The organism is Erythrobacter sanguineus (assembly GCF_900143235.1).
Lineage (GTDB): Bacteria > Pseudomonadota > Alphaproteobacteria > Sphingomonadales > Sphingomonadaceae > Erythrobacter > Erythrobacter sanguineus.
The window spans coordinates 44992-61339 of sequence record NZ_FRDF01000008.1 but is presented as its reverse complement, the minus strand read 5'-3'; the positions used below and the strand labels follow the sequence as shown (position 1 = coordinate 61339).

The following is a 16348-nucleotide window of genomic DNA, read 5'->3' as shown; positions in this document are numbered from 1 at the left end:
CCTGTCGACAGGCGTTGCACAGGTTGTAAACAGCCTGTCCATGGGTTCTGCGCCGCTTTCTCCCGCCCGGCTTGCGCGTTTCGCGCGCCATATCGTCCTGCCCGAAGTCGGCGGCGCGGGGCAGGCGACGCTGGCGGCCAGCCATCTTGCCATTATCGGTCTTGGCGGGATCGGATCGCCCGCGCTGCAATATCTGGCGGCGAGCGGGGTCGGCAGGCTGACGCTGGTCGATGATGACGTGGTCGATGCCAGCAACCTGCAACGCCAGACGATCTTCACCACCCGCGATGTCGGGCACGGCAAGGCGGTGTCGGCGCGGCGCTGGCTCGCCAATTTCGACGATACGCTTCAGGTCGATGTCTCGGACGCGCGGATCACGCCGGATAATGCCGCACGCCTGATCGGTGCGTGCGATTTGGTGCTCGACGGGACAGACAATTTCGCCACGCGGCTGGCGGTATCGGATGCCTGCGTCGCGGCGGGCATTCCCTTGCTGTCGGCGGCGGTGGGCCGGTTTCAGGGCCAGGTCGCGGCCTTTGCCGGGCACCTTGCGGAACAGGCGTGCTACCGCTGCTTTGTCGGCGATGCCTTCGATGCCGAGGATTGCGACACCTGCGCCGATGATGGCATGCTGGGCGCGATGGCCGGCTGGGCGGGCACTTTTGCCGCGTTGCAGGCGATCAAGGTGCTGCTGGCCGGCACAGCCGCGCTGGGCGATCCGGGCTGGGGGCGGCTGCATATTCTCGATGGACTGGCACCGGGGATGCGCACGATCCGGATTGCCAAGGATGCCGGGTGCAAGGGTTGCAGTTAAGCGACCCCGGTTGACGCGGCGCGCTGCCGTATCGCAGCGCCGACATGTGCAGAATCAGTCGCCCAGCACCTCTTCCACCCACTCCGGCACCAGCACGCTGGCCGGTCCCAACCGCGATTCGTCAAACAAGCGCGAGCCTTCGCTCGGGTCGAGATTGAGTTCGAGCGTGCGCGCCCCGCTGGCCCGCGCCTCCTGTACAAACCCCGCCGCCGGATAGACCGCGCCGCTGGTGCCGATGCTCACAAACAGGTCACAGGTCTCGAGCGCCTGATAGATCCGGCTCATCTGGTAGGGCATTTCGCCGAACCACACCACGTCAGGGCGCAATGTCGGCGCGCGGCACACCGGGCATGGCGGGCGGTCGATCATGGTCGCCCGCCACGGGGAACGGGTTTCGCACGAGGTGCAGAGCGCCGATTTCAACTCGCCATGCATATGCAGCACATCGGCCGATCCGCCGCGTTCATGCAGATCATCGACATTCTGCGTCACCAGCAGCAGATCGCCCGAAAATTCGCGCTCCAGCCGCGCCAGCGCGCTGTGCGCGGGGTTGGGTTCGGCCTGTGCCAAGGCCTCGCGCCGCATGTCGTAGAAGCCCAGCACCAGATCGGGATTGCGGGCAAAGCCATCGGGCGTGGCGACATCTTCCACCCGGTGCTGTTCCCACAGCCCCGGCCCGTTCTGGCCGCCAGCCGAACGGAAGGTGTCGATCCCGCTTTCGGCGGAAATCCCTGCGCCGGTGAGGATGACGATGCGTTCAATCTCTGCCATGGACACCTTCAAACATGATCGGCAGGGGCGAGGCAATGGCACAGCTGCAATTCGGAGTGATCGGACACAAGGGCCGCATGGGGCAGGCGCTGGAACAGGCCATCGACGAGGCCAGGCACAGCATGTGCATCGGTGTCGATGCCGGGGGCAATGTCGGGCCGCTGGCGGGCCAGTGCGATGTGCTGGTCGATTTCTCCGCGCCTGATGCGCTCAGCCAGAATCTTGGCGCGGCGCGGGTGGCGGGCATCCCGATCGTGGTCGGGACCACCGGTCTGGGCGAGGAGCATTTCGTGATGCTGGCCGAGGCGGCCAGGACCATTCCCGTGCTGCAATCGGGCAATTTCTCCGCTGGCGTGACATTGCTGGCGCATCTGGTGCGCGAAGCGGCGGCGCGGCTGGGGCCGGACTGGGATATCGAGGTGCTGGAAATGCACCACCGCCTGAAGGTCGACGCGCCCTCAGGCACGGCCAAGCTGCTGGGCGAGGCAGCGGCAGAGGCGCGCGGGATCGAACTGTCCGCCAACATGGAAAGCGGGCGTCACGGGCAGACCGGCGCACGGGGCCAAGGCAATATCGGCTTCGCCACCTTGCGCGGCGGCACCGTGGCAGGCGAACATTCCGTGATCTTTGCCGGGCCGGAAGAACGCCTGACGCTTTCGCATTCGGCAGAAAATCGCATGATCTTTGCCCGCGGCGCGGTGAAGGCGGCGTGCTGGCTGATCGGCAAGCCTGCCGGGCGATACACGATGAACAACGTGCTGGGCCTCTGACGCTTGACCGGTTCCCGTCTGAGTGTATTAGCTTAATAATACACAAAGGGGATCATTGAAAATGGCAAGCCCAATGATGCCAGCGCAACAGGCCGCGCGGATGGTTGACGGTCTGGGGCCGGAAGCGCTGGCCAAGGCCGAAGCCTATACCACCGGCAATCACTGGGTGCTGTTGATGGGTGTCGGCGTGTCGGTGCTGGTGGCATGGATCATGGTGCGGTTCCGGCTGCTTGACCGGATCGCGGCGCGGCTTGAGGGCCGAAAACCCTGGCTTTCAACCCTTGCGGTGAGCGCTGCTTTCCTGCTGATTTCTGCCGTATTGGCGCTGCCCTGGGTAATCTACACCGACTGGTACCGGCAGCGCGCCTATGACCTTTCGCAACAGCCGCTGGGCGATTTCCTGTCGCAGCAGGCGATTGGCGAGGGGATTGCTGCGATTATCGGCGGGCTGTTCCTGACCGGAGTCTATGTCCTGATCCGCCGCACCGGGCAACGATGGTGGCTGTGGAGCGGCGGGCTGGCGGGTGTCACCACACTGCTGTTGCTGCTGGCCGGGCCGAGTCTGATCCAACCGCTGTTCAACGAATACAGGCCAGTGCCACAGGGCGACGTGCGCACCGCGCTTGAACAGATCGCCGATGATGTCGGCATCCCGCATGACCGGATATTCATGTATGACGGATCGCGCCAGTCCGAACGCTTCACCGCCAATGTCTCTGGCATCGGTCCGGCAGCACGGATTGCGATTTCCGACGTGGCGCTGAAGCAGGCCTCGCTCGATGAAGTGCGCGCGGTAACGGGACATGAGGCGGGGCATTACCAGCTTGGCCATATCTGGCGTTCTGTGGTGATTCTGCCGCTTCTGGCGATGCTGTTCTTCTATCTGCTCAATCGCCTGTTCGCCCCCACAGCGCGCTTGCTGGGGAGCGATGCACGGCTGGACGAGGCGCGTGGCTTGCCGGTGTTTGCGGTGGTGGGGTCGGTGTTGGGCCTGCTCGTCACCCCGATGACCAACACCATGACCCGCGTGGGCGAGACCGAGGCCGATCAATATTCGCTGGAAACCGTGAATGAACCCGAAGCGCTGGCCACCGCGCTTATCAAGACTGCCGAGTACCGCTACCCGCGCCCCGGTGCGCTGGAGGAGGCGCTGTTCTACACCCACCCGTCGGTCGAAAAGCGCGCCTTGATGGCGATGGAGTGGAAGGCAAAAACGCCGCCGAACGAATGATCGCGAGACGATGACCAAGGACCAGATCTTCGAATTCTTCCGCCGACTGGCCGAAGATAACCCTTCGCCCCAGACCGAGCTGGAATATGGCAATGCCTATCAGTTGGTGGTGGCTGTCGCGCTCAGCGCGCAGGCGACCGACGTGGGTGTCAACAAGGCGACCCGCGCGCTGTTCGCCAAGGTTGAAACGCCGCAGCAGATGATCGATCTGGGCGAAGCTGGGTTGAAGGAGCACATCAAGACCATCGGTCTGTTCAATTCCAAGGCGAGGAACGTGATCGCGCTTTCGCAGCTGTTGGTCGACGAATATGACGGCGCGGTGCCCGATACCCGCGAAGACCTCACCCGGCTGCCCGGCGTGGGGCGCAAGACGGCGAACGTGGTGCTCAATTGCTGGTTCGGGCAGGAGACCTTCGCGGTCGACACCCACATCTTCCGTCTCGGCAACCGCACCGGGATGGCCGGGGGCAAGACCCCGGATCAGGTCGAGGCGAAGCTGGAAAAGCGCGTGCCGCAGCCGTTCCGCCGGGATTCGCACCACTGGATGATCCTGCACGGGCGCTATGTCTGCAAGGCGCGGACGCCCGAATGCTGGCGTTGCAAGGTCGCTGATCTGTGCAGCTACCGCAAAAAAGTGCTACAAGACCCGCGCGGGGGCAGCCAGCGCCAATGACGCGGGCCCGGCAGGGCTGGCGTCGAATAATCGAGGATGCCACGATCATGGATATGCGTTTTCCGCCCACCGCCTTGCCTTTTCTTGCGCCACTTCTGCTCGCGGCTGCCTGCGCGCCGGTTGAGCGTGACCCGGATGCCGATCCTGCTGCCGGTGCGCCCGCAGTCCGGGTGCTGGGCCAGCCGCAGACCTGCATCAACCGGCCCCAGATCCGTCAGACGATGGTGCGCAACGACCGGGTGATCGATTTCGAGATGCGCGGCGGCAAGGTCTATCGCAACATCCTGCCGCAATCCTGCCCGGGCCTGCGGCTGGAGCGCGCCTTCACCTACAACACCACCATCGACCAGCTCTGCACGCCCGAGATCATCTACGTACTGCAGAACCTCGGCGGCGTGCCGCAGCGCGGGGCGGGATGCGGGCTGGGCCGGTTTGTGCCGGTGGAATATGTGAAGGACGGCAAGGCCGAATGAGGCGTGCTGAGGCTTGCGTTGTTCACTGAGAATTCAGTAACTTCCCTCTAACTTTAGCCGACTGCCAACACCCTTGGCGGCAGATCGGCAGTTCAGGAGGCATGCATGGAACGCGGGCTATGGATCGGGGTGACAGGAGCAACCTTGGCGCTCGGAATCAGCCTCTCGGCCGCAAACGCGGGTCAAGGCGGTTGGCAGGCCTCGCCGACCCCGCTCACGACGCTGCTAATGCAGCATGACCAGCCGTTCGATTTCGTGGTCACCGGCGCGCCGCAGAAATGCCTCCGGACGAGCAATGCAAGTTTTCTCGTCGTGAACGAGCGCAAGGTCCTGTTCCAGCGGCAGGGCGAGGTCTTCGTCAACGATCTTGCGAAGCGCTGTCCCGGCCTGCGCCGCGAGCGCGAGGACGGCGTTCCCGGCATCGGCGCCGTCAATGCGACCATCTGTTCGGGCGATAGGATGCGGCTCAATCAAGATCGCGGGTCAGGGCCTGCCTTGTGTCAACTCGGAGACTTCGTGCCCGTCGCACCCTCGGCAAAAGACAGTGCGAGCGTGCCGCCGACCGGCGCGAAGTAGACGCCTACACGTCGTCCGCGCTGATCAGTTCCGCCCGGTCGAGTTCGCCGGTCAGGCTCGCCACGGTCACCGCCACAGCCGCGTCTCCGGTGATGTTGGTGGTGGTGCGCATCATGTCCATGATCCGGTCGATCCCGGCGACCAGCGCGATGGTCTCCAGCGGCACGCCGACCGCGCCGAACACCAGCACCATCATGATCAGTCCCGAGCCCGGGATCCCCGCCGCACCGATCGCGCCCAGCGTGCCGAGGATCGAGATCGTGAGATAATCCCCCCAGCTCAGATCGATGCCGAAGACCTGCGCGCCGAACAGCGTCGCAAGGCCTAGATACATCGCCGTGCCGTTCATGTTGATGGTCGCCCCCAGCGCGACCACGAAGCTCGCGACCGATCGCGACACGCCGAGGTTGCGCTCGGCGCAGCGCAAGGTCACCGGCAGGGTCGCGTTGGAGCTGGCGGTGGAATAGCTGACCGCCATGGCATCCACGATGCCGCGGAAGAAATCGACCACCGGCAGGCGCGCGATCCCCTTGATCATCCCGGCATAGATGATGCCGATGATCAAAAAGCAGCCAAGGTAATTGAGGAACACGAGCTGGCCGAGCGCCTTCAAGGCATCGATCCCCAGCGTGCCCGCCACCCACGCCATCAGCGCGAAAACGCCGAACGGGGTCAGTTCCATCACCACCATGGTGACCTTCTGCATCACCACAGAACCGCTTTCGAAGATCTTCAGAACCGGCTCGCCATCCTCCTTGGCCATCAGGATGCCGATTCCGATCAGCAGCGAGAACACGATCAGCGGCAGGACGTTGACATCGGCCATCACCTGCACCGGGCTGGATGGCACGACCTCAAGGATCATCTGTTCAAAGCTCTGCGCGTTCTCCCGGCGATCCTGCGCGCGTTCGAGCGCGGCCTGATCGAGCGCCATGCTCGCCCCGTCGATGCCCGCGCCGGGCTGGGTCAGCGTGCCGATGCCAAGGCCCATCCACACCGACATCTGGCCGGTGATGACAAACAGCAGCATCGCCCGCCAGCCGACGCTGCCAAGCTTGCGCAGGTCACCAATGCTGGCCACCCCGGCGACCAGGCTGAAGAAGATCAGCGGCACCACCAGCATCTTGATGAAGGCGATGAAGATATCGCCGATGATCTTGATGCTCGCAGCCCCCGGCCCCCACAGATAGCCGATGATGATGCCAAGGATCAGCGCGGCGATCACCCGCTGCCACAGGGGAATCCGGAACCAGGCGTTCAAATTGCGTGTCCTTCCTCAAGCGCCAGCGCTTGCGCGGCGATGCGGGCATAGATGCGGGCGAGCACGGCCAGATCGGGGATCGCCACGGCCTCGTCACGCTTGTGCATGGTCGCGTTGCAAAGGCCGAATTCGATCACCGGGCAGACAGCGCGCAGGAACCGCGCGTCGGAGGTGCCGCCACTGGTGGAAAGTTCGGGGCTTAGGCCGGTTTCGGCCTCCACCGCGTCGCTGACCAGCTTCGAGAACGCGCCCGGCTCGGTCAGGAAGGGTTCGCCAGAGATGATGGGCCACGCCTTGCCGCCGTGCTTTTCGGCAATCGCCATGACGCGTTCGGACAGGCTGTTGCCGGTGTGCAGATCATTGAATCGGATCGAGATGCGCGCCTGCCCCAGCGCGGGGATGACATTATGCGCGCGGTTGCCGACATTGATATCGGTGATTTCGAGATTGGACGGCTGGAACCAGTGGGTGCCGGTGTCGAGCGTAAGCGCATCAAGCTCCGCAAGAATCGCCACCAGCCGGGGCAGCGGATTGTCGGCAAGGTGCGGATAGGCGACATGGCCCTGCGTGCCGTGCGCGTCGATCCAGATATTGACCGATCCGCGCCGCCCGATCTTCACCATGTCGCCCAGCCGGTTGACGCTGGTGGGCTCTCCGACAAGGCACAGATCGGGGCGGATGCCGGCCGCATTCATGTAATCGATCAGCGCACGGGTGCCGTGGAGCGCGGGGCCTTCTTCGTCGCCGGTGATGATGAAGCTGACCGTGCCCGCGTCCTGCGGCACTTGGGCGGCAGCGGCGACCATCGCCGCGATTGCGCCCTTCATGTCCACCGCGCCGCGCCCGTGGAGCAATTCGCCGCGCACTTGCGGCACGAAGGGATCGGATGCCCAGCCTTCGCCCGGCGGCACCACATCAAGGTGGCCTGCAAAGGCAAAGTGGCGCGATCCTGCGGGGCCGGGGCGGATCGCAAACAGGTTTTCGACCGGCGCCTCATCACTGCCTTCCGGTCCTTCGCCGCGGGTAAAGCGATGGATGGCAAAGCCCAGCGGCGTCAGCATTGCGGCCAGTTCATCGAACACCGCGCCGGTCGCAGGGGTGATGCTGGGCGCGGCGATCAGGCGCTTGGCAAGGTCTGGAACATCGCTCATTTGCGCTGGCCTAGCAGTCCCGCAGGGCAGCGCAAGCCGCGCCCGAACACTTTTAAGAGCCGCCCCGCCGCCGCTGCTCGACCTTGAGCGGGCCGGGGAGCGGGCCGGGGGCAAAGGCGCTTTCCAGCAGATCGGCGATGCGGATGCCCGCCTGCTGCACCCGGCGTTTTGCAATCGGCACGGCGGCGACGATATCCTCTTGCGAAAGCGCGGTCTTGGCCGGCAGTTCGCTCGCGCACACATCATCAGTGTCAAAGGCGGTGGGGTAGACAAAGCCGCGCGCAATTTCCCAGCTTTCGCGGCCCCAGTCGGCCGGGCCGCCGCCGCCCAGTTCGGCACGTTCGGCGGCGGAATAGCGCCGCACCACCGGGTCGGCCGGGTCGCTGATCGCGCGTTCGGCCAGTGGCCCGTCCCAGATCCAGTGCAGGTTGAGGCCGGGGATGATGCCGTAATCGGCCTTGCGGTCATTGCCGCCGCGATCCTCGTTGTCGCCCGAATGCAGCGGCATGTGCACATCGCCTGCAAAATGCACCATGAAGGCCAGCGCCTCCAGCCGGATCGCGTCGGGCAGGCTTTCGTCCGCCAGCAGCCTGTGCGCCCGCTCGATCTGGGCGGTCACGCAATTGCCGCCCGCGCAATTGGCGCGCGGGTTGAATGTCTCGCAGATCGGCGCAGTGCGGTAATGCCACGCTGCGGTATAGCCCCAGCGCCAACCTTCGCGGCGGACGCAATCGGCCCAGACCGCCGCATCCTCAAGGCTCTTCAACGGACATTCGGGCGTGCCGAGCGCCTGTTCGGAACGCAGCAGCCGTCGGATCTTGGCGCGCACTTGCGCTGAGACATTGGCCTCGGCAATCTCGGCGGTCTTGCGGTGGGCGTAGAAGCCCCATGCGCTTGCCGGAGCGGGCAGCATGACAATCACCGCCAGCAGCGCGGCGATGATGGCTCTCATGCGAGCAGTTCGTATTGTTCGATTACCCATTGTTCTTCCTCGGCCGCGCCGGTCCATTCGCGCATCCAGTCATGTTCCTCGATCGCCTGCATATAGGCCTGCGCAAAGCCCGGCACGCCGATCCCGTAGGTGACGAACCGCGTCACCACCGGAGCATAGAAGATATCGGCCGCGCCAAAGGTTCCGAACAGATAGGGGCCGCTATTGCCATGCCGTGCGCGGGCTTCGGCCCACAGCCCTAGGATGCGCACGATATCGTGCTTTGTCTGATCCGACACGCCTGCCAGCTGCACCCGGCGGCGGATGTTCATCGGCATTTCCTTGCGCAAGGACTGATAGCCCGAATGCATTTCCGCCACCATCGCGCGGGCCATCGCGCGGGCGGCCTCGTCCTTGGGCCAGAAACGTTCGCGCCCGACCTTGTCGGCGAGGTATTCCATGATCGCAAGGCTGTCCCACACCACTGCTTCGCCGTCCCACAGGATCGGCACCTTGCCGGATGATGGCTGCACCTCGCCCATGTCGTGTTTCAGCCGGTCCCATTCCTCGCCCATGATCGGCACGGTGAGTTCGTCGAAATGGAGGCCCGATTGCCTGGCCGCAAGCCAGCCGCGCAAGCTCCAGCTCGAATAGTTCTTGTTGCCGATGATCAGTTTCATTGCCTGCCCGCTCCAACTTGCCTGGCGATCCGGCCCTAACCGTTCATCCCGGCGCTGTCGATGCTGAACGGTGAGACACTTGAGACACTGCCCGGAAGGCGAAACCTCCCCGGTAAGAAGGCCTTCGACCCGTCTGTCGAATTCCTCGCGGGTCATGGGATGAGCCATGGCGCGGATCACGTTGCGGGTCATGTAACGTCGCATGGCGGCACCGCGGCTGACAGATCGCGATGCAGTAGGAAAACCATTTCCAGCGCCCGCGCGCCCGCGCTATGCAAGCAGGTATGACCCTGCCGCCATTTCACCTCGCCTTTCCGGTCGATGACCTTGCCGCCGCGCGCCGTTTCTATGGCGAGGCCATGGGCTGCGCCGAGGGGCGATCATCGGACGAATGGATCGATTTCGATTTTCACGGGCACCAGATCGTTGCCCACCTCGCGCCGGGGCAGGCGGGCGACCGGGCGAGCAACCACGTCGACGGCCATGGCGTGCCGGTGCCGCATTTCGGGCTGGTGCTGGGCATGGCCGAATGGGAGGCGCTGGCAAACCGCCTGCGCGCGGCGGGCACTGATTTCGTGATCGAACCCACCATCCGCTTCAGGGGCCAGCCGGGCGAACAGGCGACGATGTTCCTGCGCGATCCGGCGGGCAATGCGCTGGAGTTCAAGGCTTTTGCCGATATCGGGCAGCTCTTCGCCAGCCAGGCCCCGGCCCCGCGCTGACGGCGACCGGACGCAGCGCCGCAGCGCATTCGCGCACCGCCATGACGGCTTTCTGAAACGCAGGTGCGCTGAAGCGCTGGGTGGTATTGCCGATGGTGATACTGATCACGCCGGGACGCGAGAATCCGGCAAGCACGGCCTCGAGCGATTCCATGCGGGTGCTGGTGATGGCTTTTTCCGTTCCATAAACGCCGCGCCCATCAAATCTTGATCCGTCGGGAAAGCGCACCGTGACCGCAACCGGAGAAAGATCGGCCTGACCTTCCAGCTAGGGAGCCGGCATGCTCAGCAAGGGCAGGCGATGGGTCGTTTCCTCAGCCACGCTGATGTTGAACATCGGCTGGGTCTTCCCGACCCAGATCATGCAGAACCGATTGCCCGGTGTGTATTCTGCGATCCGCCGGGTGATTTCGGGCAGCGCGCCATTCTCGCAGACATGGCTTCCGCCATAAAGGCCGGGAAGGCCCATCGGGTCGGCGGGCATTCGCGCCCCTGTCGGGCCGACCGGCAGCGCCGCGAAAGACACGGCCAGCGCAGCAGCACAGGGCAGGCGGGTTTTCATGCGCGGAACTCTTGCAGATCTTGCATTAGGAAAAGCATCTTGCGGTGAAAACTGCCATCCCCTGTTCAGGGGAGAGGCAAAGCCGGCATAGAGAGGCACGGGCGCGCTGCCCGCGGCCGCGATATTGGCCGCTCTAGCTTGCTGGTGCTGCTTTGCCCGCCGCCGCTGCGGCAGTTTCGTCCAGTTTCGGCAGCACGCGCGGTCGCGCCCGGATGCCAGCGTTCTTGCCGCCCGCCTTGCCGTCGATCAGCAGCAACGAAATGCGGCGGTTGCGTGGGTCGGCGGGGTTATCGGCAATCAGCGGCTCGGTCTCGGCCACGCCTTCGATCCGGGCGATCTGCCGGGCCGGCAGACCGCTCAGCACCAGCGCCTGACGGGTTGCCTCGGCGCGTCCGGTGGAAAGCGACCAGTTATTTGCCGCCACCCCGCTGCGCCACGGCAGCGAATCGGTGTGGCCGCGCAGGATCAGCGGCGCGCGTTCGCCATCGAGCGTTTCGGCCATCACGCCCAGTAGCCCGCGCGCCTCCTGGGTGAGGATCGTGGTGCCGAGTTCAAACATCGAGAAATCGGCATCATCAACCAGATCGATGCGGATCCCTTCGGGCGCGCGCATCACCCGCACCTGCCGTGCGAGATGCGACAGCTGGCGGCGCTGCACCAGCTTCTTTTCAATCTTGTCGCGCAGTTCCTTGAGCTTGTCGGAATCCATCTCGCCGCGCCCGCCACCTTCCACCGGCCCGCCGGTGACGCCGCGCGGGATGGTGATTGCGCGCGTACCGGTTTGGCCCATGGCGTTGGGATAATTATCCGCATCGGTAATGGAGCTTCCGCCCAGCAAGCCATCGGAACCAGCGCTTTCCTTGCGCATCTTGACGAGGGTGGGGGTGAAATAGTCGGCAATGCCCTTGCGCTGTTTTTCCTCGGTCGCGCCAAGCAGCCACAGCAGCAGAAAGAACGCCATCATCGCGGTGACGAAATCGGCATAGGCCACCTTCCACGCCCCGCCGTGATGGCCGGCTGCCTGGATGGTGACCTTCTTGACGATGATCGGGGCAGGGATCGCGGCGGCCGCGCCTTCGCCCGACTGGGTCGGATCGGACAGCGCCACCTTACCGGCCCCGCATCATGTCGAGCAGGTCGGTCAGCTTGGGCCGGTGCGCGGGCGGCAGGCCCGAACGTGCCGCCTCCAGCACCAGCGGTTGCGGATAGCCGTGCAGGCTGGCGATGATCACCTGCTTGATCGAATGGAAGATCTGCTGGTCATGGGTGTTGATCTGCTTCAGCCGGGTGCCAAGCGGCCCCGCGATGCCATAGGCCAGCAGCACGCCGAGAAAGGTGCCGACCAGCGCGCTGCCGATCATCTTTCCGAGAATTTCGGGTGGCTGGTCGATCGCGCCCATGGTCTTGATGATGCCGAGCACCGCAGCCACGATCCCCAATGCCGGAAAGGCATCGGCGAGCGACTGGATCATATGCTCAGGCTCGTCCATTTCATGCAGCTGGGTCTTGATCGCGTTGTCGATCACCTCCTCGACCGCGTGGGTATCGAGCGTGCCCGAGGACACCACCATCAAAGTGAGCGGATCGCAGATCATCGCGGTGACGACCGGATCGTTCTGCAGCCGCGGATATTCGCTGAAAATGGTCGAACTGCCCGGTTCGGTGACATGGCTTTCCAGCGCCACCGCGCCTTCGGAGCGCAGCAATTTCATCAGTTTGCTGGTCAGTGCAATCGCATCAATATGGTCATCGTCGGTATATTTCGGGCCTTTGAACACCTTGCCCAGCCCGCCGCCGAGCAGCTTGATGGCGTGCATCGAATTGCCGATCAGGATCGCGCCGAGTGCCGCCCCGCCGATCATCATGAATTCGAGCGGCATTGCCGCCATCACCGGGCCGAGCGCGCCGCCGGCCAGCATGAAGCCGCCGAACACCATCACCAGCAGCACAACTATGCCGATTGCAACAAACATTGGGTCAGGCTCCTGTCAGCGCAGCGCGTCAAACAGCGAAAGCGAGCTGATCCGCGCAAAGGCGGCCTGACTCGCTTCGAGCGCGGTGAGCGATTGTTGCAGCCGGGCGATCGCCTCGGCAATGTCGGTATCGCCGACCCGCGAACGGCGTTCAGCCAGAGCAACGCTGCGGGTTTCCTGCTGCTGTTGCACCTGATCGACCCACGCCATGCGGGTGCCAAGGATGGTTTGCGCGCGATTGGCAGTGTCGAGCGCGGCGTCGATGCCTTCCAGCGCGGCACTGGCTACCGCTGCCGGATCGGCCGCACCGCCGCCCAGCGCGGCCGCCAGCCCGCCAAGCACGGCAAAGGCGCTGGTGGGCGTGCCATTGAGATCGAACTGGAATACCTCGCTGCCCGGCAAGCCGCGTTCGATCGCGGTTCCCGGCGCAACCGGCACCGCGCCGCTGGCGAGCGTGCCGGAATAGGTGACATTGCCGAGGGCATCGCGGGTGAAGGCGGGATCGGAGGACAGCCCGGCAAACAGCGGCTCGCCTGTCAGGGTGACGGCGTTGGCGCGGCTGAACAATTCCTCGGACAGCTGCTCCAGTTCAAACGCGATCGCTTGCCGTCCGTCATCGCCGGTGGGCGTATTGGCCGCCTGCACCGCTAGTTCGCGCGCGCGCTGGAGCAGCGCGGTGACGGCGGTGAGTTCCTCAGAGGCCGAGCCGAGTTCCTGCCCGAGCTGCGCGGCATTATCGCCTTCCACCTCGGCCAGCGCCGTGCGCCGGGCAACGTTGCGCAGCTGCGCGGCGGCGGCGGGATCATCCGATCCGCGCTCGATCTTCTGGCCCGTGGCGATCTGGGTGCGGTTGCGTTCGATGCCTGCGCGCAGATCGGCCATCTGCGCAAGCGAGCGGTTGAAGAACGAACCGGTGGAGGTGCTGACAAAGCTCATGGCGGCGCGCTCCTCTACCTCAGGCCCAGCAGCGTATCGAACAGCTCGGTGGCGACCTGGATCACCCGGCCATTGGCCGCAAATGCCTGTTGCAGGCGCACCAGATTGGCCGCCTCGGTATCAAGATCGACCCCGGTCTCGCGCAGCAGTTCGGCCTCGGCGCTGGCGGTGACCACGCCCAAGCCTTCGCGCCGCGTATCGAGCGCGGAAACGCGGCTGGAAAGGCCCAGCAACAACGCATCGGCGGTGGCGGCAGGGCCGGTTTCAGCCCCCAGCCCCCCCAGCAGCGCGGCGAGATTGGCGGTATCGCGGCTGCCCGCAGGTGCGCCGGCGGGGGCGGTGGCAAGGCCGGTGGCAGAGACCAGCGCCACGTCGATATCGGCGGCGCTTGTGCCTGAAAACAGTGGCTGGCCGGGGTTGCCATCGGCGTCCACGCCTGCGCCTTGCGCGCCATTGGCAATCGCGATTACGGATGCAGCGAGGCTGTCGATCTCTGTCTGAAGCCCGGCCATCTGGTCAAGCGCGGCGGCGCGTCCGGCCATCGCGCCGCTGGCGGGCACAAAAGCGGTGCCGCCGACGTCGAAGGCCAGCGTGCCATCGGTAGCGACGCTGATCGCCATGCTCGCGGCAGCCCCGCCCGTCACCAGCGCGACCGGGGGCGCAGCGTCGAGCGTCACGTCAGCGGTGCCATTGGCGTTGATGACCGCGGCGATCCCGAATTGTTCGGACAGGCCGCGCAGCGCCTTGTCGCGCGCATCAAGCAGCGCCGCGCGGCCCGCCGTGCCTTCACGCGAAGCGACAAGATCGCGGTTGACCTTGGCCAGTTCGGCAGCAAATTCGTTGACGGTCAGCACCTCCGCCGCGGCCCCGTCCTGCACCAGGCTGCGGGCATTGGCGAGCGTGCCTTCGGCGACGCGGAAATTGCTGGCCATCTGGCGCGCGCTTTCAAGCGCAGAAAGGCGCAGCGCAGGTTCGAGCGGGTTGCCTTCCAGCCGGGTCAGCGCGGCTTCGAATTCGATCAGGCCGGTGAACACGCCCGATGTTTCCAGCGCGCTTTCAGCCTCGCGCATGGCGAAGAATTCGGACTCTGCCGCGGCCAGCGCGGATGCGCTATCGCGGGCCTGGCGCTGCACCAGCATGCTTTCGGCGCGCACCACCACGCCCGGCCGCGCGCCGCCCAGCGAATCCGCCGAGGCGGAAATTCCGATATTGCCTGTCATCACCAGTTCGCCTTGCGTCAGGGTGCGGCGCGCATAATCGGGGTTGGCGGCATTGGCGATGTTCTGCGCCGTCAGCTCAAGGCTGAGGCGTGACGCGGTCAGGCCGCTCCGTCCAATGGTGAAGATCGCGCTGGGCATTATTCGTCACCTTTGGCAGGCAGATATTGCGCAAGCTGTGCCTCGATACTCCGGGCAAACCCGAAGGCACCGCTTGACGCGGCAATATCGGCGAAGTGTTCATCGCGCATGGTCTGGAACTGCTGCATCCCGCCACCGGTCAGCGGGGTCTTCTCGGCAAAGCTTGCCGCGCGCGCGGTGGCGAGCATCTTGCGCACCATGATCGCTTCGAAGCCTTCGGCGGCCTTGCGCAATTCGGTGTGCAGCTCGGCGCGATCCGGGGATACATCCGCAGAGCGCGCCGAGCTGCCGGGTACGACCGGACCAGTCGACCGGAAGGGGGGAAGGGCAGACGGGCCGGTCACAGCACAACCATTTCAGCTTGCAGGCTGCCCGCCTGCTTGAGGCTTTCGAGGATCACCACCAGATCCGCCGCACCCACGCCAAGCAGGTTCAGCGCATCGACGATCTCCGACAAGGATGTCGCGCCGGGCATGTAGGCGACCCGGTCAGCGCGTTCGGTAACCGTGATGTCGCTTGCTTCCTCGATCGCGGTCTGGCCTGCGCCAAAGGGTTCGGGCTGGACCACGGTGGGGCTTTCATCGATCCGGATCACCAGCTTGCCATGGCTGACTGCGGCGGGCGACAATCGCACCGCGTCGTTGATCACCACCGTGCCGGTGCGACTGTTGACGATCACCCGCGCGGCAACCGGCGCAGGGGTGACGGCGAGCATCTCGATCTCGGCCATCAGGCCTGATCGCAGGTCATTGCCCTGCGGCAGGATGAGTTCGATGCTGACCCCGTCGGCAATGGTGGCGATGCCGGGATAACGATCGTTGATCGCATCGCGCACGCGCGCGGCGGTGAGGAAATCGGCCTTGTGCAGGTTGAAGCGCAGGGTCGGCAAGGCATCGAAACCGGTCGCCACCGCGCGTTCGACCGTCGCGCCATCGGCGATCCGGCCCACGGTCGTGACATTGACGGTAAGCTGCGAACCATCGCGGCCCGACACGCCCAGCCCGCCGACCGCGACATTGCCCTGCGCCATCGCGTAAATCTGTCCGTCAGCGCCATAAAGCGGGGTGAGGATCAACGCCCCGCCGCGCAGGCTCAAGGCCTGACCAAGGGTGGAAACGGTAATGTCGATCCGCTGGCCGGGCTTGGCAAAGGCGGGCAGTTCTGCGGTCACGATCACCGCTGCGGCATTGCGCAGGATCGGGCTGGCGCCGGGCGGCAGTTGCAGCCCTAGCCTGCCGGACACGCCGCGCATCGCTTCGGTCACATATTGCAGGTTGTTGTCGCCGGTGCCTTGCAGGCCGACGACGACGCCATAACCGGTCAGCTGGTTGGCCCGCAGGCCTTCGAACTGCCCGACATCACGAATGCGTTCGGCGGCGGCTGCGGCCGGTGCGAGCGCTGCAAACAGCGCCAGTGCAGCGGCGAGCAGCCGGGGGAGAATGCGGATATGGTTCATGGCGTGGCCC

19 protein-coding genes are annotated in these 16348 nt (G+C 65.2%); 7 read left to right on the top strand and 12 right to left on the bottom strand.

Features of this window, described 5'->3' with window-relative positions; genetic code table 11:
- The first annotated feature begins 40 nt into the window (after nt 1–40).
- Nucleotides 41–814, top strand: a complete 774-nt coding sequence (locus BUA05_RS07895) for a HesA/MoeB/ThiF family protein (RefSeq protein ID WP_072674123.1) — start codon at nt 41–43, stop codon at nt 812–814.
- A 54-nt stretch (nt 815–868) separates the two neighbouring features.
- Here the strand turns inward: BUA05_RS07895 and BUA05_RS07890 are convergent, their stop codons facing one another.
- Nucleotides 869–1585 (bottom strand): NAD-dependent deacylase, encoded by a 717-nt coding sequence (locus tag BUA05_RS07890; protein WP_072674122.1) that lies wholly within the window; start codon nt 1583–1585, stop codon nt 869–871.
- A 35-nt stretch (nt 1586–1620) separates the two neighbouring features.
- On the opposite strand from BUA05_RS07890, the gene dapB reads away from it, so the two are divergent.
- The 5 genes from dapB to BUA05_RS07865 all read left to right on the top strand — a co-directional run bounded on the left by dapB (nt 1621) and on the right by BUA05_RS07865 (nt 5308).
- Entirely contained in the window at nt 1621–2355 is a 735-nt protein-coding gene (gene dapB, locus BUA05_RS07885; RefSeq protein WP_072674215.1) for a 4-hydroxy-tetrahydrodipicolinate reductase, read from the top strand.
- 73 nt (nt 2356–2428) lie between these two features.
- Nucleotides 2429–3586 carry a M48 family metallopeptidase gene (locus BUA05_RS07880; RefSeq protein WP_072674121.1) on the top strand — a complete coding sequence of 386 codons (1158 nt, stop codon included), beginning with the start codon at nt 2429–2431 and terminating at the stop codon, nt 3584–3586.
- Between the two features lie 10 nt (nt 3587–3596).
- On the top strand, nt 3597–4259 hold the full coding sequence (gene nth, locus BUA05_RS07875; RefSeq protein WP_072674120.1) for an endonuclease III: 663 nt from the start codon (nt 3597–3599) through the stop codon (nt 4257–4259).
- Between the two features lie 47 nt (nt 4260–4306).
- The gene (locus BUA05_RS07870; RefSeq protein ID WP_072674119.1) at nt 4307–4732 is read left to right on the top strand and encodes a hypothetical protein; all 426 of its coding nucleotides are present in this window, start codon (nt 4307–4309) and stop codon (nt 4730–4732) included.
- Nucleotides 4733–4876: 144 nt separating this feature from the next.
- Nucleotides 4877–5308, top strand: coding sequence for a hypothetical protein (locus BUA05_RS07865; RefSeq protein WP_158093696.1), 432 nt, complete (start codon nt 4877–4879; stop codon nt 5306–5308).
- A gap of 4 nt (nt 5309–5312) precedes the next feature.
- Here the strand turns inward: BUA05_RS07865 and BUA05_RS07860 are convergent, their stop codons facing one another.
- Genes BUA05_RS07860 through BUA05_RS07845 form a run of 4 tightly spaced genes read right to left on the bottom strand, consistent with a single transcriptional unit; the run spans nt 5313 to nt 9331 of the window.
- The gene (locus tag BUA05_RS07860; RefSeq protein WP_072674117.1) at nt 5313–6569 is read right to left on the bottom strand and encodes a dicarboxylate/amino acid:cation symporter; all 1257 of its coding nucleotides are present in this window, start codon (nt 6567–6569) and stop codon (nt 5313–5315) included.
- Nucleotides 6566–7720 carry a succinyl-diaminopimelate desuccinylase gene (gene dapE / locus BUA05_RS07855; RefSeq protein ID WP_072674116.1) on the bottom strand — a complete coding sequence of 385 codons (1155 nt, stop codon included), beginning with the start codon at nt 7718–7720 and terminating at the stop codon, nt 6566–6568. The genes BUA05_RS07860 and dapE overlap by 4 nt, the downstream gene beginning before the upstream one ends.
- A gap of 52 nt (nt 7721–7772) precedes the next feature.
- Nucleotides 7773–8672, bottom strand: coding sequence for a S1/P1 nuclease (locus tag BUA05_RS07850; protein WP_072674115.1), 900 nt, complete (start codon nt 8670–8672; stop codon nt 7773–7775).
- The gene (locus BUA05_RS07845; protein WP_072674114.1) at nt 8669–9331 is read right to left on the bottom strand and encodes a glutathione S-transferase family protein; all 663 of its coding nucleotides are present in this window, start codon (nt 9329–9331) and stop codon (nt 8669–8671) included. The genes BUA05_RS07850 and BUA05_RS07845 overlap by 4 nt, the downstream gene beginning before the upstream one ends.
- 284 nt (nt 9332–9615) lie before the next feature.
- On the opposite strand from BUA05_RS07845, the gene BUA05_RS07840 reads away from it, so the two are divergent.
- Entirely contained in the window at nt 9616–10053 is a 438-nt protein-coding gene (locus BUA05_RS07840) for a VOC family protein (protein ID WP_084662531.1), read from the top strand.
- A gap of 268 nt (nt 10054–10321) precedes the next feature.
- Here the strand turns inward: BUA05_RS07840 and BUA05_RS07835 are convergent, their stop codons facing one another.
- The 7 genes from BUA05_RS07835 to BUA05_RS07805 all read right to left on the bottom strand — a co-directional run bounded on the left by BUA05_RS07835 (nt 10322) and on the right by BUA05_RS07805 (nt 16338).
- Nucleotides 10322–10615: a hypothetical protein gene (locus tag BUA05_RS07835; RefSeq protein WP_072674112.1), complete on the bottom strand. Its 294-nt coding sequence runs from the start codon at nt 10613–10615 to the stop codon at nt 10322–10324.
- A 133-nt stretch (nt 10616–10748) separates the two neighbouring features.
- A complete protein-coding gene (locus BUA05_RS07830) occupies nt 10749–11723 on the bottom strand; it encodes a flagellar motor protein MotB (RefSeq protein ID WP_245790133.1) in 975 nt (324 codons plus the stop codon).
- 1 nt (nt 11724) lies between these two features.
- Nucleotides 11725–12588, bottom strand: coding sequence for a flagellar motor stator protein MotA (motA, locus tag BUA05_RS07825; RefSeq protein ID WP_072674111.1), 864 nt, complete (start codon nt 12586–12588; stop codon nt 11725–11727).
- Between the two features lie 15 nt (nt 12589–12603).
- Complete coding sequence (flgL, locus tag BUA05_RS07820) at nt 12604–13524, bottom strand: flagellar hook-associated protein FlgL (RefSeq protein ID WP_072674110.1); 921 nt, start codon at nt 13522–13524, stop codon at nt 12604–12606.
- 14 nt (nt 13525–13538) lie between these two features.
- The gene (flgK, locus tag BUA05_RS07815; RefSeq protein ID WP_072674109.1) at nt 13539–14882 is read right to left on the bottom strand and encodes a flagellar hook-associated protein FlgK; all 1344 of its coding nucleotides are present in this window, start codon (nt 14880–14882) and stop codon (nt 13539–13541) included.
- Nucleotides 14882–15226, bottom strand: coding sequence for a rod-binding protein (locus BUA05_RS14750; RefSeq protein ID WP_072674108.1), 345 nt, complete (start codon nt 15224–15226; stop codon nt 14882–14884). Before BUA05_RS14750 ends, flgK begins: the two co-directional genes overlap by 1 nt.
- Nucleotides 15223–16338, bottom strand: coding sequence for a flagellar basal body P-ring protein FlgI (locus BUA05_RS07805; RefSeq protein WP_072674107.1), 1116 nt, complete (start codon nt 16336–16338; stop codon nt 15223–15225). The genes BUA05_RS14750 and BUA05_RS07805 overlap by 4 nt, the downstream gene beginning before the upstream one ends.
- Nucleotides 16339–16348: the final 10 nt, after the last annotated feature.

Excerpts from the sequence above, each read along its gene's own strand:
- BUA05_RS07895 (WP_072674123.1), top strand. The coding sequence starts at position 41 with ATGGGTTCTGCGCCGCTTTCTCCCGCCCGGCTTGCGCGTTTCGCGCGC.
- BUA05_RS07890 (WP_072674122.1), bottom strand. The coding sequence starts at position 1,585 with ATGGCAGAGATTGAACGCATCGTCATCCTCACCGGCGCAGGGATTTCC.
- dapB (WP_072674215.1), top strand. The coding sequence starts at position 1,621 with ATGGCACAGCTGCAATTCGGAGTGATCGGACACAAGGGCCGCATGGGG.
- BUA05_RS07880 (WP_072674121.1), top strand. The coding sequence starts at position 2,429 with ATGATGCCAGCGCAACAGGCCGCGCGGATGGTTGACGGTCTGGGGCCG.
- nth (WP_072674120.1), top strand. The coding sequence starts at position 3,597 with ATGACCAAGGACCAGATCTTCGAATTCTTCCGCCGACTGGCCGAAGAT.
- BUA05_RS07870 (WP_072674119.1), top strand. The coding sequence starts at position 4,307 with ATGGATATGCGTTTTCCGCCCACCGCCTTGCCTTTTCTTGCGCCACTT.
- dapE (WP_072674116.1), bottom strand. The coding sequence starts at position 7,720 with ATGAGCGATGTTCCAGACCTTGCCAAGCGCCTGATCGCCGCGCCCAGC.
- BUA05_RS07850 (WP_072674115.1), bottom strand. The coding sequence starts at position 8,672 with ATGAGAGCCATCATCGCCGCGCTGCTGGCGGTGATTGTCATGCTGCCC.
- BUA05_RS07845 (WP_072674114.1), bottom strand. The coding sequence starts at position 9,331 with ATGAAACTGATCATCGGCAACAAGAACTATTCGAGCTGGAGCTTGCGC.
- BUA05_RS07840 (WP_084662531.1), top strand. The coding sequence starts at position 9,616 with ATGACCCTGCCGCCATTTCACCTCGCCTTTCCGGTCGATGACCTTGCC.
- BUA05_RS07835 (WP_072674112.1), bottom strand. The coding sequence starts at position 10,615 with ATGAAAACCCGCCTGCCCTGTGCTGCTGCGCTGGCCGTGTCTTTCGCG.
- motA (WP_072674111.1), bottom strand. The coding sequence starts at position 12,588 with ATGTTTGTTGCAATCGGCATAGTTGTGCTGCTGGTGATGGTGTTCGGC.
- flgL (WP_072674110.1), bottom strand. The coding sequence starts at position 13,524 with ATGAGCTTTGTCAGCACCTCCACCGGTTCGTTCTTCAACCGCTCGCTT.
- flgK (WP_072674109.1), bottom strand. The coding sequence starts at position 14,882 with ATGCCCAGCGCGATCTTCACCATTGGACGGAGCGGCCTGACCGCGTCA.
- BUA05_RS07805 (WP_072674107.1), bottom strand. The coding sequence starts at position 16,338 with ATGAACCATATCCGCATTCTCCCCCGGCTGCTCGCCGCTGCACTGGCG.